Here is a 26,913-nt window from a genome sequence, read left to right as displayed (position 1 = left end):
TATGAACGTGATTTTTTCATCCTCTGATCTCGTCAAGGCTCTGCCTGACAACTATTTTAGCGCAATAGATGACAAAGTGAATCTGTATAAAAGTAAAGGAATAGATGTAATTAATCTGGCAGCCGGCAACCCGGATCAGCCAACACCGGCGCATATTATCAGCGCTTTGAAGGAAGCGGTTGATCAACCGATCAATCAGGGCTATCCGCCTTTTCATGGAAAAAAAAGCACGCTGGAGGCTGTCGCCGCGTTCTATAAACGGGAGTATCAGGTGGAGCTGGATCCTGACCGGGAGATTGCCATATTCAACGGCTCAGCCATAGGCGTAATGGGGATTCCACAGGCGCTGCTGAATCCCGGTGATTGGTTATTGACCACCGATCCGGCATATCCCCAATATTATTCCGCTGCTGCGCTGGCAAGAGCCCATATTCATACGATTCCGCTTGATGAGAAGCTTGGTTTCTTGCCTGATTATACAACCGTGCCGGAGGAAATCGCAGAGCAGGTCAAATTGCTCATGATTAATTATCCGAACAATCCGACTGGAGCCGTAGCTACTGCAGACTTTCTGACGAAGACGCTGGATTATGCCGCTCGGTATCAGTTTCCAGTTATGAATGATTTTGCTTACGGTGCTCTTGGATTTGACGGGCATAAGCCGATTAGTTTATTGCAAATCCCCGGCGGCAAGGAGTATGGCGTCGAGACGTATACAGCTTCCAAAACGTATAACATGGCTGGATGGCGCTTCGGATTTGCGGTTGGAAATGCGTCCGTTATTGGTGCGCTCAAGCATTATCATACGCATGCCTACAGCACTGTTTTTGGCGCGGTACAGGATGCGGGAGCTGTCGCATTGCTGGGCACCCAGGAGCCAGTACAGGAGCTCGCGAAGTTATATGAGCGGCGCCGTAATGTTCTCATTGCAGCGTTACGAGGTATTGGCTGGGATGTAGCTGCTCCCCAAGGGTCTTTTTTTGCCTGGTTCAAGGTGCCGGAGGGGCATACATCGGCTTCCTTTGCAGACTTTTTATTGGACGAGGCGCATGTTGCGGTCGCTCCTGGAGAAGGCTTTGGTCGTGCAGGAGCTTCTTATGTGCGGGTCAGTCTGGTAAACAGTGAGGAAAGGCTGCTGGAGGCGGTGCAGCGCATCGCAGCGACGGGTGTTTTTCAAGTATAAGCCGGAATACAAGGAAGTTATTTTGCTGCAATCAGGAATTGGCAAAGCGAACGTAGCCTCGACTACGGCCCTGCTGATTGAGCGTTTTAGCCCAGAGCTTGTCATTAATACCGGGTCTGCGGGTGGGCTCGATCCAGCGCTGCTTGTTTTTGCGACAGAAGCGCTGGCGGAGACCAGGATTGAGGGGAAGATCGTCAAGGGTTTGATTACGACGGCAGACTCCTTTATCTCCCAGGCTGAGCGCGCCCATTTTATCCGTAGCCAGTTTGGTGTTCCATTTTTGGTTGCGGCCAATTCGGCCGCATTGGTTGTGGCTCTTGTAGCCGCATATGATAGAGACAAGCTTTGATATATTCAATGGCACTATTCAGGAACGTTTTTTCTTCGACTTGCCATGCTGGTTAATGAGAGTTCGAAGTTGTTTCCCGGCTTGGTTCAGCTCCATATCGTTCAACACATAGTCTGTACTGACTTCCCAGGTGCTGTGGTCATTCAGATGAAAAATAAAGGCGGGAAAGCGAGGGCGCAGCCATTTGCGGATGGAGGCCCCTTCGAATTCGACTTTAGTGATTGCAGCCCACGGGACAGTTCGAATACCATCTGAAATGCTGTGCTCGTCAAAGATGAACAGGTAGGTATCCTTACGAAGCGTTCTGCTCAAACAAACCACGAGATAGCTACCGAAAAAAGGAAGTCCGACAATGGCGGACGTAATAAAGAAGAAGATTTGTAGAGCTGAGATATCTTCGTCGATAAAAATGAGCAGCAGCAAAAACAGACAAATAAGCACAAACATCAAGCTGCCCATGGCTTTCCAAAATGCCAAAGATCTTCGATATACAATTTTATCCACGGAATACCGCCTCGTCGGGAACAAACGCCTGAATGAAATAAGTTATTCGTTCTCTCCAGTCAGCTTCGGTCACACTTTCAATTCGCAGACATGGAGTGGCCTGCATATCCAGTTCTGTATTTCTTACAATCCACATATCATTCATTCCTTTAAGAACAAATAGCAGATTTGTAACAGAAGGACCATTTTCATCCGTATCCGTGTATACCATTTGGCTCAAATTATCAAGGCTACACTGATTACGATCAAAATCCTCCCGCCAGTCTTGTATCATTTGTTGAGCCGACTGATGAAGCTTCCACGTTGTCATTTGCTGCATGGTGAAGTTGGAGGAGGTTAACTCATTCCACTGTTCTTCGGTCAGATCGACGTATCGGCTGTGCGCATTGAAGTTCGGAGCAGACAGGCCGAACAGTTGATCAATGTCGTGATGCCAGTCTTCTGGGGAAGACCAGCGAAAGAAATGGAGTTCATTGTTACTGGAGAAATGATACAGAAAACGTTCATTTCCATGGTGTATCGTTAACGTATTTTGCTTATCTTGTTGCTCCTTAAAGCCACGTAGCATCTGACGACTTTGTACCAGATGAGCTAAAATTTCAACAATGAACGCATCAAATTCGAGCTGTTGTTGCTCGTCATCCCGTTGTTCCATCAAACCCTTGGATATCAGGCTATGCGTTGCGGCATGAAAAAGTAGTTCCCAGCGATCTTCGGTTAGTTCCCCGTAATAAGATTGGAGCAGACCAGAAGCCATATCTTCTGCGCCCAATGCGGTCAAGGCAAAGCCTAGTTCCTCAAGCGTTAAAATTACCGTTTGTTTGTCCATAGTCAGGCTCCTTCTCCATCTGTTAGGTGTGTATATTATTTAAATAATTTGCTGGCCCAGCGTATCCCTTTTTCCGCAAATTTGGCGACTTTTCCGCCTGCCCAGCTTCCCACTGTACCGCCGACGTATGCCCCGACGGCTGCGCCGACCGGACCACCGATAGCACCGCCTATGGACCCCAAAACGACAGCGCCGCCATAAGTTGCGGCGGTTTTAATCGCTACGTTAGAAGCAGATACAGCTACATCCGTTCCGGTAAGCTTCCCGCTTTTCCATTTTCCAGCCAGACTGATACCCTCGCCCACAATATTCATGGTGGCATTAATAGGGTAGAGCTTTTTGGCAATCATACCGGGAATTTGGCGGGTGGCTATGCCGTAACGTCCTTTTTCCACCCCGGCGATGACGTTCCGTGTCCACTGAGGAAAGCTGTTGGCTTTGTTGAATCCGAGGCCGAGCTTACCCATTTGAAGCTTTCCAGCTAAACGATCGAAGCCCTTTAAACCCTTCATCACAATACCCGGTTTGGCGAATTGGCGGTTTAGGCTTTTGCCTAAATTACGCATAAAAGCATTGTTACCCTTGCCTTTCACCCATGCCGCATTATGTATAACCGCTCGAGTGGGATTCTTCAGACTTCTCTTGAATTCTACTGTTTTGGTGAGCACAAGTGTGGAAGCCAGACCGCTATAGATCGCTGTTCCGGCAAATCCTAGTTGCCCGCGCCATTTGTTGGCCTCTGACAGGCTGTTAATGGCTATATCTGCTGGATCGGGTCCTTTTTTCCCGGAAGTTGCCCCTTCGCTGTTGCTGATCTGTCCGTTGTGATCTCCTTTAGTAATCCCCGTGTCTGCTTGGGTGTCTGTTTCCTTGAATTTTACTGCAATGGAACGCAGCTCTGTGCTGACAGAACTGACAGTTTGAGTGAAAGCATCCATTTGTCCACGCGCTTTATGAAAATCCTGATAAAAGCGCTGCTGTGTTGTTCCTGCCCAGCTATTTTCCAACATCTGAATATGCTGTGACAGTTGTCCGCAAATTTGTGCCCCCAGCTCACGTGCCTGTGCGAACTGCCTGGAAACCGCTTCTAGTTTCTCAGGAGGAACCATAATTTTAGCCATGATGTCCACCTCGGATGATTAAAATAATTACTTATATTTTAGTGAATCCAGTGGGGGTTAGCAAAAAAAGGAGGGGGTTTTAGTGAAAAATAAGTCATTTGTATGAGTTCATGAGGGTGCATAAGGGAGAATAGTAGGAGGTGTATGATCCGAAGTTCTTATAGTCATTCATAACGAAACGAAAAAAGCCACTCTTTTCAAATGGAGCTTTCCATTAGAAAGAGAGGCCTTCTTGCGTAGAGACTAATACATATTTCGCGTCGGTTTAATTATTTTAGCGGAATCTGCTTGGACAGCTTTTCAAACTGCTGCAAGTGAGGAGTGACCTTGGCAGTCATTCCTTTGAGATACTTAATGGACGCTTGTCTTTGGCGTTCTTTGGTAGCAGTCTCTTCAGGGAACATGGAGTATTCCTTTTGGACAGAGCCATTTTTATAAATTACGGAGAAGAGGTCTCCTTTTTGCCACCTTTGGACCAGATCTTGATTACTGTGCAAGATATTTATTATTTCATTGCTATTTTTATAAGTGAAGCTGTAGTCTGGATCGGCCACAGCGTGGATCACTTGGTAGCCGTTCTGTAATCCATTGTTCTGAAAAGTACCTACCTGGATCTCGTTCGAACGTACGGTTTGATCCGTTTGCGTCACTTTTTCAGTCTGCGTACCCTTGCCGCTCATCGTGTCATTGCTCCATGTTCCGTTGTATACGACTTTATGATTCTGTCCATCTGCATCCGTGTATTGATTTGTATATTTTCCGGTACCTGATCGCTTGCCATTCACAAAATCACCCGAATACTGCTTATATTCGCTCCATTTGATCGTACCACGTCCGTTAGGCTGCCCATTCTCGACCTCTCCATAGTAAGTAGTCTGACCGGATAGCTGAAGCAATTCCTTGGTTGCAGCCGCATTCGCCGCAGGTGGACTTACAGACAGCGCTCCAGATATCAGCGATGCGGACACCATAATAGGCAGTGATAGAGCCTTGCCTTTTTGCCAAAGTTTTTGCATCATGAGTTCTCCCCTTTCGAAGCTTTGAATTTCTAAAAGTTAAGTTCAACAACCCAGCACCGTTTTTATACTATTTTGTGCTTGGTGATTTATAGTTTAATATATATTGAGAATTATAGGAAACTGTAAAGTGAAAACAGCTAGTTAGGAGAGAGATTCATGAATTTACCCGAACATGGGAGTGAGGATGTATCGAGCATCCTTGCCGTGGAGTTGGAACATGAGCCTGTCAAGACCATAAAAGGAATCCATCAAGTGGAGCCTGATGCTAATATCTATTGGCTGATTGATGTGGAATTTAGTGGTTTTACGTTGTCAGATGAGGATATTTTGCAATTGCTCAAAGGATATATCGTGTATGGGCATGTTCATGATTTACAGGTGTGGACTAGTGTGGGGCGCAGACCAGCAGGCGAATGCCATTTTGATAAAATTTGTGTTTGTATAGATATATTCGATAATGTAGAGATGCAAGTTTGTTTGGATGAAGCCAAGGTTGCAGACTTTATGAACACACTGCCAGCGCGTTTTCAGGAGAAGGGAACTGTTCATGTGCTTCCTCGAGAGGATGCTGCCCATGCACGTGCAAAAGCGGAAAAACTTAAAGCATTTACAGATCAGGAAGGTGAAAGGGAACACGCTGTCATGCTTAGGCTAGTAGCGGATCAAGGCCAATCTTACCGTGGAGCGGATATCTGGGATGTCATGCTGAGTCTCGGAATGGAGTGGGGAGATATGGACATTTTCCATGCACACCATCACGGGACGGGAGGTTATGATGAACTATTTAGCGTACATACGGGAACCGAGCCTGGCTTTTTTTGGTTGAGTACACTCGCAGAGGAGCGCTTTGCAGATTTAATTTTTAGTATGGATGGGGTGCGAACCGCGCAGCCGCAAACGGTGTTTGAGGCGATGTGGAAAAGTGCCGAATATGCACGCACCAGACTCGGCGGGACATTAGTGAATGAACAGGGTCTGCCAGCTGTGCCGGAAGATTATCTACATCAGATTCAAGAGATGGAAGATCGACTAAGAGAGTTTGGATTTAAAGCAGGCGAGGATGTTGTTCTGTTTCTATTCTAGATTAGAAAGGAGTGATTTCGTTGTCCAGCAACGCTATTGAAAAGCTAAGATCGATTCTAAAACGTAAAGCTACTATTTTTCATACAGGGGGTCGTAGACCGTCGGATTCCCTTGAACAAAGCTGGATTGGTAGAGTTACAGTGGCTTTGCCAACGGAGGAACGACCCATTGATGTACAGGGGAATGCTATGGCTCCGATCATGCAATTGTATTTGCCGGCCTTGCCCTTTGTCCCTGAAGCTATGCGTAGCATCAAGCTGTTGACAGTCTTCCTGTCTCCCGATGTACTGGATCATGAGGACATGGAAGGGTATATGTGTATTCGTGAGTATACGTCGGTAGAGGATTTGGTCGAAAAAGATTTTGGTCCGTCATTTATGCAAATCAAAGCATTTCCGCTGTTCCCTGAACTCAAAGAGAATGATTATCCGGTCTGGGACCGTGATGACATCCCTGAGGAATACGGCGATGCCATTAACCAAATGGACAAGGAGGAACCCGACTATTTTGAGGACATCGTAGAGGAAATATATGCGGTTCACAAAATCGGTGGCTATCCCAGCTTTATTCAATCGGGCATTGACTTTGGCGAGGGCTATGAATTTGTATTTCAGATTGCTTCGGATGCCAAAGCCCAATTGAATATTGTGGATGGAGGCAGCTTTTATTTTGCCAAGCATCAGAATGACGGAGTCTGGCGGGGCTACTTTGATTTTTACTAATAGGCTCATTTAGAGAGCAGTCTGTCTTCCATACATTGCCATGTTCGGTATGACCCTATATACTCGTAAGTTAGATACTATTGAAGTGGAGTGAAAAGATATGAATGTTTTAGGTCAGCTGGGATCTGCTATCCAGAGTAGTTTATTTATTCAATCCGAACTGAAGAAAGCTCATGCATTTATTCAGGAGCACGATCTGCCTGTAGAGCAGGTAGAACATGATTTTCACAAGCAGATCATCGTGCTGGAGCAATATACGGGAACTCGCGTTTTTCAGCGAGGGCTTGCTAAATACAAAGTAATCAATGTAATACTTATGATCATATCTGTGATCATATTGCTGGCAGCAGGCATCGTTGCGGCAATGGAATATTTACAACCCGAACGACATTTGCTGCAAGTGCTGGCGAATGCCATGTTTGACTATTGGGTTCCCTCTATTACTTTGCTCAGTGTTGTATTCGTGGGTGTGATCGTTCTCGCCATCGTTAGAACTGTTTATGCCAAACAATTACATACGCGCGTGCTAGATCGGGCTTGGCAGGCCATTTTCAATCATGTGGACAAATAAGGGCAGAGAGCAACTGTAGGAGATTGGCATAATAGCTGAAGGAGTGGCAGCAATGAATGACTGGGAATCGGGAATCATTCAGGTCGATGGTGAGCGTGCGATTTACTCATCGTTAACGGAAGATCAGTTGTTAGAGGCCGACTGGTATTCGAAATATTTTCATTCTGTAAGAAAGCTAGGAAATGAGTATATCTGGTATCATTTCGATCAGCTTTCTTTGCTGCGTCGGCATTTTTTTGTGTCTGTATGCTTTAAGGATACCAGCCTAGTTGTCGTGGAGATTTCGCTCCAGGGCAATGAATTTCCAACTTCGTGGGATAATTGGTCTGAGGAAGGGGAGAGAAAGCGGCAAAGGGAGCATGATCGTTTGTTACAGCAACATTTGTCCGTAAAGCCAAGCTATCGTCAAACAAAGCCTTACCCCTATATGGAATATGAACTGAACTGGGGGAAAATCTCTTCTTATTTTGACCCCCGGTCGGGAAATACGGCCATTGCTTTTAAGTATAAAGATGAATAGTGATCTTACATAAAATACACGACAACCCTGCGCTTTGTGCTGGAGGTGAGGGTGTTGGATGAGTAAGGGAGATATGTTGTGGATAAAAAGGCGAAAAAAATACTGATGAACACATTCTGGTCCTCTAGCGGCTGGAAGCAGGAGCGGGGATCTTTTTCGGGTGAGGATTTTGAATATGCCAAAAGTAAGGGCTTGATGTTCGATCCGATCACCATTACACATAACGAGATTATAAACAGGCTGCATGAGCTGCACCAGCAAAAGGCTACAAAAGAACGAGTGGCAGCAGCATTTTTGCATAGTCTTTCCACGAAAAAGGTTCATTTACGAAGCGCCTTATCGAGTTGGGCATTAACCGCAGGGCTTCCTTTGCACACCTATGGGGAGCGGCATGTCGTCCTGCCCAATTACAGTAGCTGTGGGGATTGTAATTTTAATAAATTGATGTCCGATAAGGAATACGTCAATAAAGATTTGAATGTACTAAATTTTGAACGAATCAAATGGGGCGGTATTCGTCTGAACCACCTTCTGTATTGCTGGATGGACCTTGAATTGTTCAGTCAAGAAGAGGATGTTCAGGTTTCCGATGAGGATCTAGCTATACTCCATAACATGCTCGAAGCTGTTCAGAACTGTGATGCTCAAAGCAGTGCACGTCAATTGGAAAAGCGCTGGAAGGATGTGTTTCCATCCAGCAAAAACGAGCGTGATGTTGTCATGGAGGTGTGGGGATATGCCGGACTGCTGGTCCCACAGGACACGCCTCGTAAACGACAGCACGGCAATCATGATTTTTATTCCGTAGCAGCCTGGCAAGGAGATGACGGATACTCACAAGAGGCGTTGGACTATTTCTTTGGTACGTTTTTATAGAGAATGTGAATCGTCATGCCACATCTTGATTATGACGGTTGCTCAAACAATAAACGTTCTTCTTCCCGACTATGAATGGCATTGACAACCAGAAGCGCGTGGAACTGTTGAAGAACTTCAGGCGTAAGCCCTTCTTCACGGATCCCGGCTTTGAGCTCTTTTACAATGATTCGGAGCAGATCATGATCTCGTGTAAGTTTGACGACAGCCTCCTGCAGTTCTGGTTTTTTCTCGACCATTTCCTGATAGAATCCTTCCTCTTCTGCATCAGCATGGCTGAGAATGCGGGTTTCCCAATATTCGATCAAGTGGTCGGCAGCCTGGCGCGCCACCTGGAATTCTTTTGCTTCGAGTAATTCCTCTACTTCTCTCGTCTTATCTAAAGCGCCAGATAGCCCGCCTTGATGAATGGCATGATGAGCATGCAGTTGACGTAAAGAAGGTCCTCCCATAACAGTTCATCCTTTCTTTGTTCCCTTTTTTAGTACAGTATAGCATAAGAAAATAGCGTTATTTTTCCGGTTAGGATTTTCCCCTCTAAGGAAAAGGGAACTCCCTAATTGGTTCAATTTCATATAATACTTAGAATGAAGTTAGAAGATAAAACTCAATCTTGGGGGAATGGATGATGAATCGATTAACCGAAATAACAGACATAAAAAAGATTGTGAAAAAAGGATCAAGGGTTTGAGGGGGATGAGCAGATACATACCCAATCAACATGGAGCCTGGGCTATGCTCATTCTTCCATTTTTATTCGGTTTAGCTGCTTCTCGAGGGGATCTCATTCATATACCCCTATTTGTGTGCTGGTTTTTTATCTACTTATTCAGTTTTCCTGTCCTCCAATGGATCAAAACAGGCAGCAGTGAAAGATACCGCAAACCCGCCGTTGTATACGGAGTGATATTACTTCCTTTGTTAATTTCACTGATATGGTTTGAGCCTGCCTTGATCTGGTATGGAGTTCTTTTATTGCTCTTTTTTATGGCTAATATTTATTTTGCGAGAACGAAAAATGAACGTGTTTTACTCAATGACATTGTTGCAATTCTACTCTTTTGTTCTTTTATATATCCCGTTATTTATATGGGGGGAGGAGAGGATTGGAGGGTAGCAACAGAGCTATTCTTGCTTTTGGTGCTTTACTTTACCGGAACTGCTTTGTATGTCAAAACGATCATTCGTGAAAGAAAAAATATACGTTACCATTATGCTTCCGTTATCTATCATGTGGTGATTTTGTTGTTTGCCATTTGGTTAAAGTTATTTCTGTTTGTTCCTTTTTTAATTTTTTTGATAAGAGCCATATGGCTTCCTAAACTCGGATTAAAGGCAAAACAAGTTGGCATGGCGGAAATTGGATTTTCAATGATGCTCTATGTTTTTGTGTTGTTTTTATATTTCTAAAAGGAGAGACATCAATGATATCTTTAAAAACGCCGCGTGATTATCATACTGACCCGTTTATAGTCATCTGGGAGGTTACACGAGCTTGTGCTTTAAAGTGCCTTCACTGTAGAGCGGAAGCTCAGTACAAACCTGATCCTCGCCAACTGACACTAGAAGAAGGTAAGAAGCTAATAGATCAAATCGCTGAAATGAATCATCCGTTGCTTGTATTCACAGGCGGAGATCCTTTAATGCGTCCTGATCTGTTTGAACTGGCTCAATATGCAATTGAAGAGAAAAATCTGTCGGTTTCAATGACCCCCAGTGCCACTCCTAAAGTGACACGAACAGCGGTAGAAAAAGCAAAGCAAGTTGGATTATCGCGGTGGGCATTTAGTCTGGACGGTTCATGTGCCGAGATTCACGATCATTTTCGGGGTACAGCGGGTTCTTACGATACGACCATGCGAGGAATTGGTTATTTAAAGGAACTGAACATCCCTATTCAAGTGAACACTACGGTATCCCGGTACAATCTTCATGATCTGGAGCAAATTGCAGAAAGAGTAAAGGAAATGCAGGCCGTGTTATGGAGTTTATTTTTCCTTGTTCCAACTGGACGTGGCATGGAGAAAGATATGATTACTCCTGATGAGCATGAAGCCGTAATGAAATGGTTGTATCAAATACAGCAACAGATGCCGTACGGAGTGAAGGCTACAGAAGCTCCTCACTACCGGAGGGTCGTGCTGCAGCAAAAGCACAGTGCAGGTGAGAACAGTGTAGCAGACGGACAAAAGAGGGCAGATGTTTTAGGACGTGCTCCTAAAGGCGTAAATGACGGAGATGGATTTGTTTTTATTAGTCATATCGGCGAAGTATACCCTAGTGGTTTCCTGCCTCTTATGTGCGGGAATGTACGAAAGGATAGCTTGGCAGACATTTATCGCAACTCTCCGATCATGATGAATCTTAGAGATAAGTCCCTACTTAAAGGTAAATGTGGAGTCTGTGAATTCAAGGCTGTCTGTGGGGGCTCCAGAGCAAGGGCTTTTGCAATAACAGGAGACTATTTGGAGAGTGACCCTTATTGCGCTTATATACCCGGGGTTGGAGAGGAAAAGTGTTTTCATGAAGAAAAGTTCTAAAAAAGTCGTTATTCTCGGTGGAGGAATAAGCGGTTTAAGTGCTGCCTTTTATGTGAAAAAGCTGGCTGAGGATCGGCAACTTGAAGTGGAGATTACACTGGTGGAGAAAAGTGAACGTCTAGGAGGAAAGCTGCAAACCGTTCGCCAAAACGATTTTATGATCGAAAAAGGACCGGATGCTTTCTTGGCCAGAAAGACGGCAATATTGGATTTGACTATGGAGTTGGGGCTGGAAGCAGAGCTGGTATCGACAAACCCGAAAGCCAAATCTGCTAGCATTTTGCATAAGGGTAAACTTCATACGATGCCGATGGGCTTCATTCTGGGCATTCCAACAAAGCTCACTCCCTTCATTCGGACAGGACTTATTTCTCCGCTGGGAAAAGCACGGGCAGCCCTGGATTTAATCATTCCGGCAAAGAAAGGTGATGCAGACGAATCTCTAGGTGATTTTATCAAACGGCGTCTCGGCAAAGAAGTTCTGGACCAGATTACGGAACCTCTGCTGTCTGGAATTTACGCTGGGGATACACATTCCCTGAGCCTCATGTCAACCTTCCCTCAATTTAAACTAATGGAACAAAAGCATGGAAGTCTGATTAAGGGTATGTCTAAAGGGGCGGGGAGAAAGCCAGCAGTACAAGACAACCTGCCGGATATCGCTAAGAAAAGTATGTTTCTTTCTTATCGGCTAGGATTATCTTCGATCGTGGAGCGGCTAAAGGAAAGGCTGGATACCGTACGTTTTGTTATGGGGCAAGGTGTAGTTGAAGTAAGGAAAGAAAGCGGTTATCAGGTCATTTTAGAACATGGGCAAAAAATAGATGCGGATGCGGTGATTTGCGCTGTTCCAGCTTTTGAAGCGGCTACATTATTTTCCGGCGTTGCAAGCGCTAGCTGGTTACACAAGATTCACTATGTTTCCGTAGCCAATATTGCTCTTGCTTATAAAAACACAGATCTTAATCTTAATTTTGAGGGAACGGGATTTTTAGTACCCCGCAAAGAAGGCAAAAAGATTACGGCATGTACTTGGTCTTCGACGAAGTGGAGCCATACTGCTCCTGAAGGATATACGCTTTTACGGACCTACATTGGACATGCAGGTGCACAGGAGTGGATTCAGATGACAGACGATCAACTTGTGGATGCCGCGCGTAAAGATTTGAAAGATTTAATGGGCCTGGAAGCGGAACCGGAATTCACCGAAGTCAGTAGGTGTGATCGATCAATGCCGCAATATCCGATTGGACACAAAGAGCATATGGCGAAGATCAGACAGGACTTCGCACAGGATTTACCGGGTGTTTTTCTATGTGGTGCCGGCTATGGGGGCGTTGGAATTCCAGATTGCATCGCTCAAGGGAAAGAAGCGGCTGAACAGTTGCTTTCTGATTTTTTATAATCAGGCTCTTTCCACGAATGAAAGAGGGAACCCCCTGATTGGTTCAGCTTTAAGGGAGACGTAGAATGAAAGTTAAGTATAAAATCGAAGTAAGATGGAGGAATGGAAGATGAGCCAGTTAACGGAAGAAACATGGGTGGCGGACATTGTGAAAGCAGTACCCAAAACGGGAGATCTGTTCCGCAAACTGAGGATTGATTTCTGCTGTGGAGGGAAAATATCACTCCGTGAAGCAGCAGCCAATCAAGGTCTCCACGCTGGTGAACTGCTGACGCAGATACATGAAGTGGAAGAAAAGCAGGCACAGCATAAGCAAATGCAACCTCCTTCACTCGAACCAAAAGAACTAATCGCCTATATTCAAAATGAGTATCATACGAAACTTCGGGAAGAACTATCATCGTTAACGCCGTATGTAACCAAACTAACGCGGGTTCATGGCGAACGTTATCCGCATCTAAAGCGAGTTAATGAACTGTTCACCTTGCTTAAACAGGAAATATCGGAACATATTCAATATGAGGAGGACCTTGTGTTTCCGATGATTGAAGCATTTTTACAAGAATCAACAATGGAACGAGCAGATGAGTTAAATCCAATTTTGTCCAAGTTGCAAAACGAACATCAAACGGTGGTGGAATTCCTGAAGGAAATGCGCTTGATCACAAACGGCTTTGAGCCGATGCAGGAAGCTTGTGGTACGCACCGACTCGTATTGAAACGGTTAGAAGACCTGGAAGCAGATATTTTCAATCATATTCTTCTTGAAAATTGTACATTGATCGAACGTACGAAACAGGCACAGCTAATAGCGAAACCCATTAATTAATGATGAACTAACATGAGGAGCCGAACCAATTGCATAAATTAATTAAAAGTAGCACTGTTTTCGTTTTGGTTATTTCCATCATTTTATTACTTTCAGGGTGCGGTGCGGGGCAACAATCAGCTTCAAATGGTAGCAGCACGGCCCAGAACAACGAGGCCTCCAGCCAGGATTCTTCGAAAAAGGCTGAAACTGTTGAGCTTACCATATCCGCAGCTGCAAGTTTAACGGATGCGCTCAAAGAAATTCAGCATTCATACGAATTAACCCATACAGGCATCCAATTGAATTTTAACTTCGGTGGCTCTGGTGCGTTGGAAAAACAAATTGAGCAAGGAGCGCCGTCGGATTTGTTTCTGTCCGCTTCGAAGAAAAACTTGAAGTCTCTCGTAGATCAGCAGTTAATAGAGAGTAATAAACAAAAAACATGGCTGACGAATGAATTGGTCGCGGTTATCCCAGCAGATGGGACGATGAACATTGCGAGTGTAACCGATTTAACAAAAAGAGAAGTGAAGAAAGTTGCGATCGGAATTCCTGAAAGTGTTCCTGCAGGCAACTACGCACAGGAAGCGCTGACGAAAGCGAAGCTTTGGGACACGTTACAGAGCAAGCTGGTTCAAGCAAAAGACGTTAGACAAGTGCTGCAATATGTGGAAACTGGGAATGCTGATGTCGGATTTGTATATAAAACAGATGCATTAACTTCACAAAAGGCAAAAATCGCCTTTGCGGTGGATTCCAAAACCTATTCACCTGTTGAGTATCCAATCGGGATTATCAAAGGTTCAAAGCACATTCAAGAAGCCGAAGACTTTTATGCATACCTACAATCACAAGAATCTCTGAATATTATGGCTAAGTATGGATTTACCCTACCGAAGTGAGCATGCAAGATATAGATTGGAATGAATATTGGCCTCCTATCCGCTTATCGTTGCAGGTTGCACTGTTATCCAGCGTTCTAGTAATCATATTAGGCTTGCTTGTGGCATGGTCCATGTCACGGTTAGGTTTATTTAAAGGGAAAACGGTTGTTGAAACTGTGCTTATGCTGCCCTTGGTACTCCCACCGACGGTTGTTGGTTTTTTACTACTAATATTACTAGGACGAAAAAGCGGGTTCGGACGTTTTGTGGAGCAATGGTTTGGAGAACCTATTATATTCTCGTGGTGGGCTGGGGTTATAGCAGCGGTGGTAGTGGCTTTTCCTCTTGTTTATCGGACACTGAAAATGGGATTGTCTTCTGTTGACCAGGACTTGGAAAACGCGGGACGTTCGATGGGTGCAAGTGAATGGCAGGTTTTCCGGTATATCACCTTTCCTTTAATTTTCCCTTCTTTTAAAGCTGCCTTTATACTCGGTTTTGCCCGCGGCCTGGGCGAATTTGGTGCTACGTTGATGATTGCCGGAAATATTCCGGGTAAAACACAAACGATTCCGACGGCCATTTATATTGCGGTGGATTCTGGGCATCTTCCTATGGCCTGGGCCTGGACGTGCTCTATCATACTCATTTCTTTTATCATGCTCCTGTTAACGGGCCAAAAGAACAATTAATCTCTTCATATAAGCTTCCCTTTAGCAGAGGGAGGCTTTTTTGTATCTTTCGATAGAACGAGGGATTTCCTGTAGCGCTATAGGACATTCCCTAATGGGAACAGCGATGAATGAATTACATAATGAGAGTAAGCGAATGAACCTTCCCATGGAACTTGCGTTGGGATGATTTATTCTAAAAAGGAGTGTTGGTCATCGATGAAAAAAAAATACAACCTCAACTTTTTTAAACCGATCGAAAGCTATTCGGGAAATTGGTCAATCCTTGAGGAAAAAAATAGAGAATGGGAAAACGTGTACCGACAGCGTTGGTCTCACGACAAAGTGGTTCGGACGACTCACGGAGTGAACTGCACGGGTTCCTGTAGTTGGAAGGTTTTTGTGAAAAACGGCATCATTACCTGGGAAAATCAACAGATCGATTATCCTTCCTGCGGTGTAGATATGCCAGAATTTGAACCGCGAGGATGCCCGCGTGGCGCTACATTTTCCTGGTATGAATACAGTCCATTACGTGTGAAATACCCTTATATGCGCGGTAAGCTGTTGCGGCTTTGGCAGGCTGCCATCCAGGAACATGCCAATCCGGTGGAAGCATGGGCAAGCATTGTGGAAGATCCGGAGAAAGCCAAGCTCTACAAAGCAGCTCGCGGAAAAGGCGGTCATGTCCGTGTCGCTTGGGACGATGTCCTGCGTCTGATCTCGGCGCAACTCATCTATACCATTCGTAAGTATGGTCCTGACCGGATCGCGGGCTTTACGCCAATACCGGCGATGTCAATGATAAGCTACGCTTCAGGAGCCAGATTCATTTCGCTTCTTGGTGGACAGATGTTGAGTTTCTATGACTGGTATGCCGATCTTCCGCCTTCATCTCCTCAAATTTGGGGTGAGCAGACGGATGTACCGGAATCTTCTGATTGGTACAATGCGGGTTACCTGATCATGTGGGGATCGAATGTACCACTTACCCGGACGCCAGACGCTCATTTTATGACGGAAGTACGTTATAAGGGGACAAAAGTTGTATCAGTGGCTCCCGACTTGGCGGAGAATGTGAAGTTCGCTGACAACTGGCTTGCACCACATCCGGGTACAGATGCTGCTGTAGCCCAGGCTATGACACATGTTATTCTGGATGAGTTTTACAAAGAGCGCCAAGAACCGATGTTCATTAACTATGCCAAACAATATACAGATATGCCGTTTATGATTCTGCTTGATCCGCACGAGGGAGCCTGGAAAGGTGGACGTTTCCTACGGGCGAGTGACCTTGGAGATGCTTCGCAGCATGCGGACTGGAAGCCAGTCATATATGACGAAGCAGCGGGGGAAATGCTGGTTCCGAACGGTACGATGGGACAGCGCTGGGAGCAGGATAAGAAATGGAACCTGATTCTGGAGCGGGAAGACGGAACAAAAGTTGAGCCTGCACTCTCTGTGGAAGGTCATGGCGAGCAATGGGAAGAAATCGTATTTCCTTACTTTGATAACGCGGGTAATGGAACATTCAAACGTGTAATTCCGGCTAAAAAAGTACGCTTGGCAGATGGCTCGGAACGTTACGTAGCAACCGTGTACGATTTGATGATGAGCCAGTACGGTGTCGCACGCAATGACAGCTCTCATAACGCCAAGAATTATTACGACGAAGCTTCGCATTATACCCCTGCCTGGCAGGAGAAGATCACAGGTGTGAAGGCGTCTGTTGTGGTACAGATTGCTCGGGAATTTGCCCAAAATGCTATCGATACCAAAGGGCGCTCCATGATTATTATGGGTGCAGGTATCAATCACTGGTTCAATAGTGACACGATCTATCGGTCCATCTTGAATCTTGTTGTGTTGACGGCTTCCCAAGGTGTAAACGGTGGAGGCTGGGCGCATTATGTGGGTCAAGAAAAGCTCCGTCCAATCGAAGGCTGGTCAACGATTGCCTTTGCAAAAGACTGGCAAGGGGCGGCTCGACAGCAAAATGCTACATCGTTTTTCTACTTTGCAACAGAGCAGTGGCGTTACGAAGAAAGTGGAACAGACACCTTGAAGTCACCGACTGGCGGGGATGTCAGTTACAGACATCCAGCAGACTACAACGTGCTCGCAGCGCGTCTGGGTTGGCTGCCTTCTTATCCACAGTTTAATAAAAATAGTCTGTTGTTCGCCGAAGAGGCAGCGCAATTAGGCAAAAAGTCCAACGAGGACATCATTAAACATTCTGTGGAAGAGATTAAATCACGTAAGACACGCTTCGCTGTAGAAGATCCTGGGGCAGCCGAGAACTTCCCGCGTTCACTCTTTGTTTGGCGATCCAATCTGATTTCCAGTTCGGCGAAGGGACAAGAGTATTTCATGAAACATTTACTCGGAGCATCCGATGCCCTGCTTGCTCGGCCGAACGAGGAGCAGAAACCGGAGGAAATCGTCTGGAGAGAAGATGTGGAAGGAAAGCTTGATCTGATGGTTGCACTTGATTTCCGGATGACGACAACCCCATTGTACGCGGATATCGTGCTTCCGGCGGCAACCTGGTACGAGAAAACGGATTTGTCGTCCACCGATATGCATCCTTTCGTACACCCGTTTAATCCGGCCGTTAATCCACTGTGGGAATCCCGTGCGGACTGGGATATTTACCGCCAGCTTTCCGAAGTCTTTTCTAATATGGCGAAAGAGTACCTGCCAGGTATATATAAAGACCTTGTGACCGCGCCGCTCGCACACGACAGTGTGGGTGAAATTTCACAGCCGATGGGTCTTGTAAAGGATTGGACGAAGGGTGAGATTGAAGCGACCCCGGGTAAAACCATGCCAAATTTCAGCATCATCGAACGTGACTATACTAAAATTCACGATAAATTTATCTCACTCGGTCCGAATTTGACTACTGGGAAAGCAGGTGCGCATGGCGTCAGCTTCTCCGTAGCAGAAGAATATGAGGAAATGAAAAAGTTGAACGGAGTTTATTACGATGAGTCCATTAAAGACGGACTGCCAAAAATCCAGACAGCTCGCCAAGTGGCCAATGCAATTCTTCATCTTTCATCCGCGACTAATGGACGGGTGTCGCAAAAGGCTTATGAGCAGGCAGAAGAGCTCCACGGTGTTGAACTTAAAGACATCTCGGCTGATCGGGCAGCGGAAAGGATCACTTTCCAAAGTATAACGGCACAGCCACGGGAAGTTATACCGACACCAGTATTCACTGGATCGAACAAGAAGGGACGCCGCTATTCACCATTTACAACGAATATTGAACGTCTCGTTCCGTTTCGTACTTTGACGGGAAGACAGCATTTCTATATTGATCATGAGATTTTCCAACAATTTGGAGAATCATTGCCGATCTACAAACCGACGTTGCCACCGATGGTGTTCGGTCCTCGGGATCGGGAAATAAAAGGCGGACAAGATTCACTCGTGCTTCGCTATCTGACACCGCACGGTAAATGGAATATTCACTCCACCTACCAGGATAACCAGCACATGCTTACGCTGTTTCGTGGAGGTCCTACCGTATGGATCAACAATGAAGACGCAGAGGCGCACGATCTTGCTGACAATGACTGGGTAGAGGTATACAACCGTAATGGCGTCGTAACCGCCCGGGCCGTTGTCAGCCATCGGATGCCAAGAGGGACTATGTTCATGTACCATGCTCAGGATAAGCACATTCAAGTGCCAGGCTCTGAAATCACGGATACACGCGGCGGTAGTCATAACGCACCAACAAGAATTCATCTTAAACCAACCCAGATGGTCGGTGGATATGCTCAGCTTAGTTATGGATTCAACTATTATGGTCCAATCGGCAACCAGCGTGATGTGTACGTTGCGGTACGTAAAATGAAGGAGGTTAACTGGCTTGAAGATTAAAGCTCAAATTGCCATGGTCATGAACCTGGATAAATGTATTGGCTGCCATACGTGCAGCGTGACATGTAAAACAACCTGGACGAACCGCAAAGGTGCGGAATATATGTGGTTTAACAATGTGGAGACTAAACCCGGTATCGGTTATCCGAAGCGCTGGGAAGATCAGGAATTATATAAAGGCGGCTGGCAGCTCCGCAAAGGGAAATTGGAATTGAAGTCAGGCAACAAGCTGTCCAAGATAGCACTGGGTAAGATTTTTTACAATCCAGACATGCCGGAAATGAAAGATTATTATGAGCCCTGGACTTACAATTACGAGCAACTGACCAACGCTGGCGAACAGAAGCATTCACCTGTGGCACGCGCGCACTCTGCGGTAACGGGTGAAAAAATGGATTTGGAGTGGGGTCCAAACTGGGAAGATGACCTGGCGGGTGCGCATGTAACCGGTCCGCTTGATCCAAATATTCAGAAAATCGAAGAAGAGATTAAATTTAACTTTGAGAAGTCGTTCATGGTTTATCTCCCACGGCTTTGCGAACATTGTTTAAATCCGAGCTGTGTCGCGTCCTGTCCTTCAGGTGCTATGTACAAACGGGACGAGGACGGAATTGTGCTCGTGGATCAGGAAGCATGTCGCGGCTGGCGGTATTGCATGACGGGCTGCCCATACAAAAAAGTGTACTTTAACTGGCAGACGAACAAAGCGGAAAAATGTACCTTCTGTTTCCCACGTGTGGAAGCAGGCCTGCCGACAGTCTGCTCCGAGACATGTACAGGACGAATTCGCTACCTCGGTGTTATGCTGTATGACGCGGATCGGGTGCTTGAGGCCGCTTCTACGCAGGACGAGAAAGAGCTTTATAAGGCGCAGTGTGACCTGTTCATGGATCCTAGTGATCCGGCAGTGATCGCTCAAGCGAGAAAAGACGGCATCTCGGAGGACTGGATTGAAGCAGCGCAGAACTCGCCGGTCTACAAGCTTGCCATTGAGCACAAGCTGGCATTCCCGCTTCATCCGGAATATCGCACATTACCTATGGTCTGGTATGTTCCACCACTTAGCCCGATCATGAATTACTTTGAAGGGAAAGACTCGATTGAGAATCCCGATATGATTTTTCCGGCTATCGAAGAAATGCGTACCCCTATTCAGTACCTTGCCAATATGCTGACGGCGGGCGACACCCAAACCGTGAAGGAATCCTTGCAAAGAATGGCTATGATGCGCTCTTATATGCGTGCTCAATCCACAGGACAATCTTTTGATGAAAGCCGTCTTGAGCGCATTGGCATGACACCTCGGCAGACTGAGCAGATGTATCGGCTTCTGGCGATTGCCAAGTATGAGGATCGTTTCGTCATTCCAACGTCGCATAAAGAAGGATATTCGAATCCGTACCGGGCTCAAGGGTCTGCGGGTTACGGCGATACCATGGGAAATATGGGTTCAGGCTCTGGATGTGACGGCTGTAGTATGGCAAGTTCAATGGGGATGGAAGAGCCTTTGAAAACGGGCAAAGAAATGTATGAAGAAAACTTCTACGGGGGTATTTGGCGTGATTAATGTAGCGAAGCTGTATGAATGCAAGCCATCATTCGGGTTTTTCGCCCAACAACTCATGTACCCGGAAAAGCTGGATTTTCATCCGGCTTTTCTGGAAGCATCGTTTGATCCAAACCATCCGGCATATACGTATGCGAACACCTACTGGTCCCTTATGCAAGAGTTCAGTATGGAAGAGATTCAGGAAATGTATACAGAAACCTTTGATTTTCAAAAAAATTGTGCACTATATATGACTTACTTCAAATTCGAAGATGCAAAAGAACGGGGACAAATGTTGGTCAAGTTAAAGGTGCTATACGAGATGTATGGTCTTGAAATGCCAGATGGTGAGCTACCAGATTACCTTCCGCTCATGTGTGAATTTCTGTATGCCGCCGAATGGTCGCAAGATCCGAAGACGACAGAAAACTTCCGCATGCCAATCGCGATCCTGGAAGACGGCACATATCATTTACTTAAAGCGCTGGAGAAAATGAAAAGCCCGTATTTTCATCTGGTCAAGGGACTGCGCGAAACGCTTAAAGCATGCGTAGAACAGGAGGCAGCTGCGCAATGATGATGCTAGAGCAGTTTTTATGGGTTATTTTCCCTTATATGTGTGTGGTCGTCTTTATTGTAGGGCATATTTTCCGCTACAGAAATGATCAGTTCAATTGGACAGCGAAATCAAGTGAGTTTATTGAAAAGAAACAATTGATGATCGGAAGTCTCTTATTCCACCTGGGTATTATCCCGGTTATTATGGGTCATGTATCCGGTCTGGGCATACCAAAAACCTGGATGCATGCACTGGGTGTAAACGATCATCTATATCATATTGGAGCAGTTTATATTGGTGGAATATTTGGAGCGATGACGTTCCTCGGTATGTTGATTCTTACCTCTCGTCGATTTACAATACGCAATGTGCGCCATTTAAGTACGGCGTCTGATTTGATAGTAAACGTATTGCTTTTGGCCATTGTATGCATGGGGATGTTCGCGACTCTCGTGACGAATGCAGTACAGCCGGAATTCGATTATCGGGAGACGATCTCGGTCTGGTTCCGCGGTTTATTCATATTCCGTGTTGATCCGACACTGATGAGAGATGTACCGATGTCTTTCAGGCTTCATATCCTTATGGGCTTTGCTATTTTTGCATTCTGGCCGTTTACCCGGCTTGTACATGTGTGGAGTGTTCCGTTGAATTATGTGCGCAGAAGTTATATCCTTTACAGAAGACATAAATCGAATTAGGAAAGCGGGCTCTGCCTTCTTTCCTAATTCTATTAGGAGAGAGCGATGAATAATAGGATGGATTATCAAAGGGAGCTTGAGCGAATACGCGAACATTTCGGTTATGATTTCATGGCGCTTGCTCTGGTTGAACCGGCCGAATATCAATACGTAATTAAATGGAAAAATGCAGCCGGTAATTTAAATGATCGCTTTAAACGGATTGTGCTGCAATCCGGTAAGGGCATAGCAGGAATCGTGTTTAAAACCGGGAAATCCGTTTTCATTCCATCTGTTTATCAATATGTGGGGGCAGACAACCTGTTTAACTATCCGATCGTTCAATCCGAGAAGCTCAAGAGTCTCGGGGCTGTTCCCCTATGGAATGATGCTCGCGTCGCGGGCGTACTGCTTGGTGGATTTCGGGAAGAAGAGCTGATGACCGAAGCCATGCTGCGTGATTTGGAAGCTTTGGCGCATAGGGGAATTGGTGAGTTGAACGGGAAGGAAGTGATGTAATTGACATTATCTGTAGGGACTGGCTCTTTGAATGCGCTAATGGTGAAGTTGTTTGAGAACAGTACGGAAGCCATTTTCTTTTTTGATGGGCAAGGGAACACCCTAGCTATGAACCCGGCAGCTGAGGAGATTGTGAGTGATGACGTTCTCATTCAACTCTATGAAGGGAAGGAAAAAGCTTTGTGTGGAACATGCAGGGGCTATACAAGCGAAACGGAGCCCCGTACCTGTCTTGATTGTTATTTCAATATGCCAGAATCCAAGGATTTCGCTTCTTTTCAGGTATATCTGGAAACAAAGAGCAACGGAATGCTTCCCTATGCCGCTTCTTTTCACACCATTGATTCTGAACATGGAACACGGGTGTTGATGTTGAGGGACTTGACTCCGCAATTTCAGACGCAGGAGAAATTGTATCAAAACAAAATGATGAAGCATGTCATTGAAGCGCAAGAAAATGAGCGTAAACGGCTTTCCAGGGAACTGCACGACAGCGTCGCCCAGGAATTGATGAGCGCGGTTGTTGAACTACGGGTGTTAAAATACATGACAAATGATGAACAGCTTATCAAAAACATGAAGCAGACCGAAGCATCCATGACGCGGTTGCTGGATGATATTCGTAACCTGTCTGTGGAACTACGTCCCGCCACACTTGATGATTTTGGGCTTGAAGCGGCCTTTCGTTCTCATTTCAAGAGGGTTGAGCAAAGCTTTGGTCTTGTGGTTGAATTTGTGTCGGATCTTCCCCAAAAGCGATACGGAAGTGAAAAGGAAACGGTCATTTACCGCGTCTGCCAAGAGGCTGTTCTCAATGCCTTGAAGTATGCCCAGGTAGACTTGGTTAAAGTTTCTTTGTCTGAGCATGATCATACGCTTCGTTTGACTGTAGAGGACGATGGGGTTGGCTTTGAAAAGGGGAGCAATCCTATTGGAACGGGACTTGGCTTATATGGCATGCAGGAGCGAGCAGAGCTGGTAGGCGGAAGTTTTGGCGTCCTTTCGAATGTGGGTCAGGGCACCAAAGTATTTCTAAAAATTCCGATTGGACATGAGGAGGAATAAAGACGTGATCAAAATTGTGTTAGCGGATGACCATGCAATTGTACGAAGCGGATTTTCCATGATTTTGAACTTCCAATCGGATATGGAGGTTGTCGGAACGGCTGCAGACGGCATTGAAGCGTATACAATGGTAGCTAAATATCGTCCAGATATTCTGATCATGGACCTTAGCATGCCCCCAGGCGAGAGTGGATTGATTGCCACAGGCAAGATTAAAGAGGACCATCCTGATACTAAAATTCTGATTCTGACCATGCATGACGATGAAGAATATCTTTTTCATATTTTAAAGAATGGTGCTTCAGGATACGTTTTGAAAAATGCTCCAGATGAGGAGCTATTGCTTGCCATACGAACCATTTATGGGGGTGGGACTTATATCCATCCTAAAATGGCCACTTCTCTCGTTCGTGAGTTCATCAAGAAAGATACGACGTCACAATCAGAAGATCCGTATGAGATCCTGTCCAAGCGGGAACTGGAGATTCTGCCTCTGGTCGCAAAAGGTTACGGTAACAAGGAAGTTGCGGAAAAGCTGTTCATCTCTGTCAAGACGGTGGAAGCAAATAAAGCGAAAATCATGGAAAAACTGAATTTAAGAAGCCGGCCTGAACTGGTCCAATATGCATTAAAGAAAAAAATGCTGGATTTTTAGCCGATGAATGGAGGAAATCCGCGTGCTGGAAAATGAGAAACTGCGCTTTTCCAAACCTGCCATGCGCATTCTTGAAAATGAGCATCGATATCTAACCTATCTGATGGATGAATGGCATGCCATTGTATTGTGGTTTGAGCAGAACAGAGTACTAGATTTGGAAGAAGGCCGCAAGCAACTGGAAAAGCTGAGAATGCAGATTATTGATTTTAGGGTACCCCTCAAGAAACATACTGAAAAGGAAGAAGAACACTTCTTTTCTCTACTAGGAACCTACATTGGTTTTGAACAGGGGCCGCTCGTCGGTATACAGGAGGAGCATCGTGAAATAGAAGGCTATATCGGTCATTTTCTTCATCAGACGGAGGGCGATTTGAGTTTGCTCACCCTTGATGACATTCAGGAGGCAGCCAAGAACGCGGGAGAGGCCTTTGAAGTGCTGACTGTACATTTTATAAAAGAAGAAACCGTACTTTTTCCTATGGCAGAGCAACAGATCAATCGGAATGATCTGACCAAGTTATGTGACAAATTAAATACACTTATCTCTTGAATTGACCAAGCCGCTTCCTATAGAAGCGGCTTTTTTATATTTTCAGGGAGTCCCCTGTCGGGTAAAGGGGAGTCCCCTATATTCGAACAGATCGGCTAGCGGCTACAATGGGGACAGAAAATTCAATTTAATAATTCGACAGAAAAAACGTTGAAAAGGTGAGTTAAATGATTAGAAAAATGCAGTTGCCGTTACAAACATTGAACTTGATTCTTGGATTCATGGTATGGGTTATCATTTCTTCGCTTATGCCGTTCATTACGGAGGATATTGCTATTCCGCCCGGAAAATTGGCCATGGTCACGGCGATTCCGGTCGTGCTTGGTTCGATTCTGCGCATCCCGCTTGGTTATTATGCCAACATCTTCGGAGCAAGAATCGTTTTTCTTGTTAGCTTTATTTTACTTTTGTTTCCCGTCTACTATATCAGTGAAGCTTCTACGATGACGGATTTAATTATCGGTGGCTTGTTCCTTGGGATTGGAGGAGCTGTGTTCTCGGTTGGGGTGACTTCGCTGCCGAAGTATTATCCAAAGGAAAAGCATGGGTTTGTAAATGGAATGTATGGCATAGGAAACTTGGGAACAGCCGTCACTACCTTCTCGGCCCCTATTGTGGCTACTCAAATTGGCTGGGCCTCTACAGTGAAGCTGTATCTCATTCTGCTGCTTGTTTTTATCGTTTTGAATTTCTTCTTTGGGGACCGTCATGAAGCTAAAGTGAAGACGCCCATTATGGAGCAGATCAAAGGGGTTTATAAAAATGAGAAGCTTTGGTTTTTCTCGCTCTTTTATTTTATTACATTCGGCTCATTTGTAGCGTTCACGGTGTACTTGCCGAATTTCCTGGTATCAAATTTTGAACTGACCAAAGTGGATGCAGGGATGCGTACAGCAGGCTTTATTGCGATTGCCACTTTCTTCCGCCCCATCGGTGGCTGGCTGGCGGATCGGTTTCAGCCACTGTTCCTGCTGGTAGGCACGTTCTCTGTTTATACGGTCGCTGCGATTCTTTTGGCTTTTTCACCAGGGATCACCCTTTATACAGTAGGCTGCTTGGCGATCGCTGTATGTGCTGGAGTGGGGAACGGCGTCATCTTCAAGCTAGTTCCATTTTATTTTAATAAACAAGCAGGTATAGTTAACGGAATTGTATCCATGATGGGCGGTCTCGGTGGCTTTTTCCCTCCGATCTTGTTGTCGACGATTCATGCCGCTACTGGCCATTACTCCATTGGATTCATGCTGCTCTCCCAAGTGGCGCTGGCTAGCCTGATCCTCGTCATATGGCTGTATTATCAAGGGACACAATCTAATGAATGAGCGTTATTCCAGACAGATCTTATTTAGACCCATTGGTGGCGAAGGGCAGCGTAATCTATCCGCTGCTGTCGTCACCATTATCGGTTGCGGGGCACTGGGTTCCGCCATCGCCGAAACACTGGTAAGAGCGGGCGTTGGGGAGCTTCATCTTGTTGACAGGGATTACGTAGAGATGTCGAATCTGCAACGTCAGCAGCTGTTCACGGAGCAGGACGCCGCGGAAATGCAGCCCAAGGTTATGGCAGCCGAAAAAAGGCTGAAAGCCATACGAGAAGACGTGCGCTTGCACACATATCTCGATAATTTAGATGCTGAGCTTGTTCTAGAACTTGCCAGCAAGAGTATATTGCTGATGGATGCTACGGACAATTTCGAAACTCGTCTGCTGATCAACGATGCTGCACTGAAGGCAGGAATTCCATGGATTTATGGAGCCTGTGTTGGAAGCACAGGCGTTGTTTTTCCATTCGTGCCGGGCGAGTCAGCTTGTTTACGCTGCCTTCTGCCATCGCTGCCTGCGATCAATCAGACCTGCGATACGGCTGGAATCATCTCACCCGCAGTCCAGGTGACAGCCGCCCTCCAATGTGCAGAAGCCATGAAGTGGCTGAGCGGCGGACGTGATAAGATGCGTCGCAAGGTTCATCTATTTGATTTATGGGAGAACACGCAGATGGACATAGGGATTTCCCGCATCCGTAACCAAGATTGTCCAACCTGTGGAGAACATCCTACGTTTCCTGCACTGACAGCATCACGTCGCTCGGCGTATGCTGCTCTGTGCGGACGGAACGTGGTACAGGTTCTTCCAGACCCACAACGTCCGATCACGCTCGATGATGCAGAAAAAATGGGCAGGCTTATAGCAGATCGTGTAAAAAGAACCCCTTATTTCGTTGAATTTTATGCTTTTAAGCATCGAATGATTTTATTCAAAAACGGAAGGCTTCTCATACACGGTGTACGGAGTGTTGCAAACGGTCAAAAACTATATCATCAGCTGTTCGGTTAAATAAGATATAGATACAA

Annotated in this window: 28 protein-coding genes; 23 read left to right on the top strand and 5 right to left on the bottom strand. The window is 45.7% G+C overall.

All coding sequences use genetic code 11. The features are described from left to right. Positions 1 to 7 precede the first annotated feature (7 nt). Together MKY35_RS18465 and MKY35_RS18460 are read left to right on the top strand one after the other, a co-directional pair. The gene (locus MKY35_RS18465; RefSeq protein ID WP_342444470.1) at positions 8 to 1,183 is read left to right on the top strand and encodes an aminotransferase class I/II-fold pyridoxal phosphate-dependent enzyme; all 1,176 of its coding nucleotides are present in this window, start codon (positions 8 to 10) and stop codon (positions 1,181 to 1,183) included. Continuing rightward, positions 1,167 to 1,532, top strand: coding sequence for a hypothetical protein (locus MKY35_RS18460; RefSeq protein ID WP_342444469.1), 366 nt, complete (start codon positions 1,167 to 1,169; stop codon positions 1,530 to 1,532). Before MKY35_RS18465 ends, MKY35_RS18460 begins: the two co-directional genes overlap by 17 nt. 18 nt (positions 1,533 to 1,550) lie before the next feature. Here MKY35_RS18460 and MKY35_RS18455 read toward each other — a convergent pair whose 3' ends face one another. From MKY35_RS18455 to MKY35_RS18440, 4 genes are all read right to left on the bottom strand, one after another. Next, on the bottom strand, positions 1,551 to 2,036 hold the full coding sequence (locus tag MKY35_RS18455; protein WP_029515531.1) for a DUF5381 family protein: 486 nt from the start codon (positions 2,034 to 2,036) through the stop codon (positions 1,551 to 1,553). Beyond that, complete coding sequence (locus MKY35_RS18450) at positions 2,029 to 2,865, bottom strand: hypothetical protein (RefSeq protein WP_342444468.1); 837 nt, start codon at positions 2,863 to 2,865, stop codon at positions 2,029 to 2,031. The genes MKY35_RS18455 and MKY35_RS18450 overlap by 8 nt, the downstream gene beginning before the upstream one ends. 35 nt (positions 2,866 to 2,900) lie before the next feature. Beyond that, positions 2,901 to 3,986 (bottom strand): WXG100 family type VII secretion target, encoded by a 1,086-nt coding sequence (locus tag MKY35_RS18445; RefSeq protein ID WP_342444467.1) that lies wholly within the window; start codon positions 3,984 to 3,986, stop codon positions 2,901 to 2,903. 269 nt (positions 3,987 to 4,255) lie between these two features. Beyond that, positions 4,256 to 5,002, bottom strand: coding sequence for a hypothetical protein (locus MKY35_RS18440; protein WP_342446669.1), 747 nt, complete (start codon positions 5,000 to 5,002; stop codon positions 4,256 to 4,258). Between the two features lie 159 nt (positions 5,003 to 5,161). Here MKY35_RS18440 and MKY35_RS18435 point away from each other — a divergent pair, with 159 nt between their 5' ends. The 5 genes from MKY35_RS18435 (at position 5,162) to MKY35_RS18415 (ending at position 8,777) form a co-directional block, all read left to right on the top strand. After that, positions 5,162 to 6,088 (top strand): cell division protein ZipA C-terminal FtsZ-binding domain-containing protein, encoded by a 927-nt coding sequence (locus MKY35_RS18435; RefSeq protein ID WP_341039753.1) that lies wholly within the window; start codon positions 5,162 to 5,164, stop codon positions 6,086 to 6,088. 20 nt (positions 6,089 to 6,108) lie between these two features. Beyond that, positions 6,109 to 6,810, top strand: a complete 702-nt coding sequence (locus tag MKY35_RS18430) for a DUF1963 domain-containing protein (protein WP_342444466.1) — start codon at positions 6,109 to 6,111, stop codon at positions 6,808 to 6,810. A gap of 100 nt (positions 6,811 to 6,910) precedes the next feature. Then, positions 6,911 to 7,381, top strand: coding sequence for a DUF6097 family protein (locus MKY35_RS18425; protein WP_039274393.1), 471 nt, complete (start codon positions 6,911 to 6,913; stop codon positions 7,379 to 7,381). A gap of 52 nt (positions 7,382 to 7,433) precedes the next feature. Next, complete coding sequence (locus tag MKY35_RS18420; RefSeq protein ID WP_340932829.1) at positions 7,434 to 7,901, top strand: hypothetical protein; 468 nt, start codon at positions 7,434 to 7,436, stop codon at positions 7,899 to 7,901. 78 nt (positions 7,902 to 7,979) lie between these two features. Further along, positions 7,980 to 8,777, top strand: coding sequence for a hypothetical protein (locus tag MKY35_RS18415; RefSeq protein WP_342444465.1), 798 nt, complete (start codon positions 7,980 to 7,982; stop codon positions 8,775 to 8,777). 29 nt (positions 8,778 to 8,806) lie between these two features. Here MKY35_RS18415 and MKY35_RS18410 read toward each other — a convergent pair whose 3' ends face one another. Beyond that, positions 8,807 to 9,229 carry a hemerythrin domain-containing protein gene (locus MKY35_RS18410; protein ID WP_029515522.1) on the bottom strand — a complete coding sequence of 141 codons (423 nt, stop codon included), beginning with the start codon at positions 9,227 to 9,229 and terminating at the stop codon, positions 8,807 to 8,809. Positions 9,230 to 9,398: 169 nt separating this feature from the next. Between MKY35_RS18410 and MKY35_RS18405 the strand changes: the two genes are divergently transcribed. The 16 genes from MKY35_RS18405 to MKY35_RS18330 all read left to right on the top strand — a co-directional run bounded on the left by MKY35_RS18405 (position 9,399) and on the right by MKY35_RS18330 (position 26,896). Continuing rightward, positions 9,399 to 10,187 carry a YwiC-like family protein gene (locus tag MKY35_RS18405; RefSeq protein ID WP_342444464.1) on the top strand — a complete coding sequence of 263 codons (789 nt, stop codon included), beginning with the start codon at positions 9,399 to 9,401 and terminating at the stop codon, positions 10,185 to 10,187. 14 nt (positions 10,188 to 10,201) lie between these two features. Then, positions 10,202 to 11,317, top strand: a complete 1,116-nt coding sequence (locus tag MKY35_RS18400) for a TIGR04053 family radical SAM/SPASM domain-containing protein (protein ID WP_069010498.1) — start codon at positions 10,202 to 10,204, stop codon at positions 11,315 to 11,317. Further along, complete coding sequence (gene hemG, locus MKY35_RS18395; protein ID WP_208332668.1) at positions 11,301 to 12,722, top strand: protoporphyrinogen oxidase; 1,422 nt, start codon at positions 11,301 to 11,303, stop codon at positions 12,720 to 12,722. The genes MKY35_RS18400 and hemG overlap by 17 nt, the downstream gene beginning before the upstream one ends. A gap of 109 nt (positions 12,723 to 12,831) precedes the next feature. After that, positions 12,832 to 13,551: an iron-sulfur cluster repair di-iron protein gene (gene ric, locus MKY35_RS18390; protein WP_342444463.1), complete on the top strand. Its 720-nt coding sequence runs from the start codon at positions 12,832 to 12,834 to the stop codon at positions 13,549 to 13,551. Positions 13,552 to 13,580: 29 nt separating this feature from the next. Next, positions 13,581 to 14,435 (top strand): molybdate ABC transporter substrate-binding protein, encoded by an 855-nt coding sequence (gene modA, locus MKY35_RS18385; protein WP_342444462.1) that lies wholly within the window; start codon positions 13,581 to 13,583, stop codon positions 14,433 to 14,435. Then, positions 14,432 to 15,109 (top strand): molybdate ABC transporter permease subunit, encoded by a 678-nt coding sequence (gene modB / locus MKY35_RS18380; protein WP_069010500.1) that lies wholly within the window; start codon positions 14,432 to 14,434, stop codon positions 15,107 to 15,109. The genes modA and modB overlap by 4 nt, the downstream gene beginning before the upstream one ends. Before the next feature lie 198 nt (positions 15,110 to 15,307). After that, a complete protein-coding gene (locus tag MKY35_RS18375; protein ID WP_342444461.1) occupies positions 15,308 to 18,982 on the top strand; it encodes a nitrate reductase subunit alpha in 3,675 nt (1,224 codons plus the stop codon). Then, positions 18,972 to 20,549, top strand: a complete 1,578-nt coding sequence (gene narH, locus MKY35_RS18370) for a nitrate reductase subunit beta (RefSeq protein WP_028542275.1) — start codon at positions 18,972 to 18,974, stop codon at positions 20,547 to 20,549. The genes MKY35_RS18375 and narH overlap by 11 nt, the downstream gene beginning before the upstream one ends. Further along, a complete protein-coding gene (gene narJ / locus MKY35_RS18365; RefSeq protein WP_342446668.1) occupies positions 20,542 to 21,108 on the top strand; it encodes a nitrate reductase molybdenum cofactor assembly chaperone in 567 nt (188 codons plus the stop codon). The genes narH and narJ overlap by 8 nt, the downstream gene beginning before the upstream one ends. Continuing rightward, the gene (narI, locus tag MKY35_RS18360) at positions 21,108 to 21,791 is read left to right on the top strand and encodes a respiratory nitrate reductase subunit gamma (RefSeq protein WP_322252266.1); all 684 of its coding nucleotides are present in this window, start codon (positions 21,108 to 21,110) and stop codon (positions 21,789 to 21,791) included. Before narJ ends, narI begins: the two co-directional genes overlap by 1 nt. 45 nt (positions 21,792 to 21,836) lie before the next feature. Then, positions 21,837 to 22,289 carry a GAF domain-containing protein gene (locus MKY35_RS18355; protein WP_307347446.1) on the top strand — a complete coding sequence of 151 codons (453 nt, stop codon included), beginning with the start codon at positions 21,837 to 21,839 and terminating at the stop codon, positions 22,287 to 22,289. After that, on the top strand, positions 22,290 to 23,354 hold the full coding sequence (locus MKY35_RS18350; RefSeq protein WP_342426760.1) for a sensor histidine kinase: 1,065 nt from the start codon (positions 22,290 to 22,292) through the stop codon (positions 23,352 to 23,354). It begins immediately after the preceding gene. A 7-nt stretch (positions 23,355 to 23,361) separates the two neighbouring features. Continuing rightward, positions 23,362 to 24,009 (top strand): response regulator transcription factor, encoded by a 648-nt coding sequence (locus MKY35_RS18345; RefSeq protein WP_307347946.1) that lies wholly within the window; start codon positions 23,362 to 23,364, stop codon positions 24,007 to 24,009. Between the two features lie 7 nt (positions 24,010 to 24,016). Next, positions 24,017 to 24,562 (top strand): hemerythrin domain-containing protein, encoded by a 546-nt coding sequence (locus MKY35_RS18340; protein WP_342444460.1) that lies wholly within the window; start codon positions 24,017 to 24,019, stop codon positions 24,560 to 24,562. Positions 24,563 to 24,729: 167 nt separating this feature from the next. Further along, positions 24,730 to 25,884: a nitrate/nitrite transporter gene (locus MKY35_RS18335; RefSeq protein WP_342444459.1), complete on the top strand. Its 1,155-nt coding sequence runs from the start codon at positions 24,730 to 24,732 to the stop codon at positions 25,882 to 25,884. Beyond that, positions 25,877 to 26,896 carry a ThiF family adenylyltransferase gene (locus MKY35_RS18330; RefSeq protein WP_029515508.1) on the top strand — a complete coding sequence of 340 codons (1,020 nt, stop codon included), beginning with the start codon at positions 25,877 to 25,879 and terminating at the stop codon, positions 26,894 to 26,896. Before MKY35_RS18335 ends, MKY35_RS18330 begins: the two co-directional genes overlap by 8 nt. Positions 26,897 to 26,913: the final 17 nt, after the last annotated feature.

The sequence above is a fragment of the Paenibacillus sp. FSL L8-0638 genome (genome assembly GCF_038593075.1).
Taxonomy (GTDB): Bacteria; Bacillota; Bacilli; order Paenibacillales; family Paenibacillaceae; genus Paenibacillus; species Paenibacillus polymyxa_D.
This window is presented reverse-complemented; position numbering and strand designations above follow the sequence as displayed.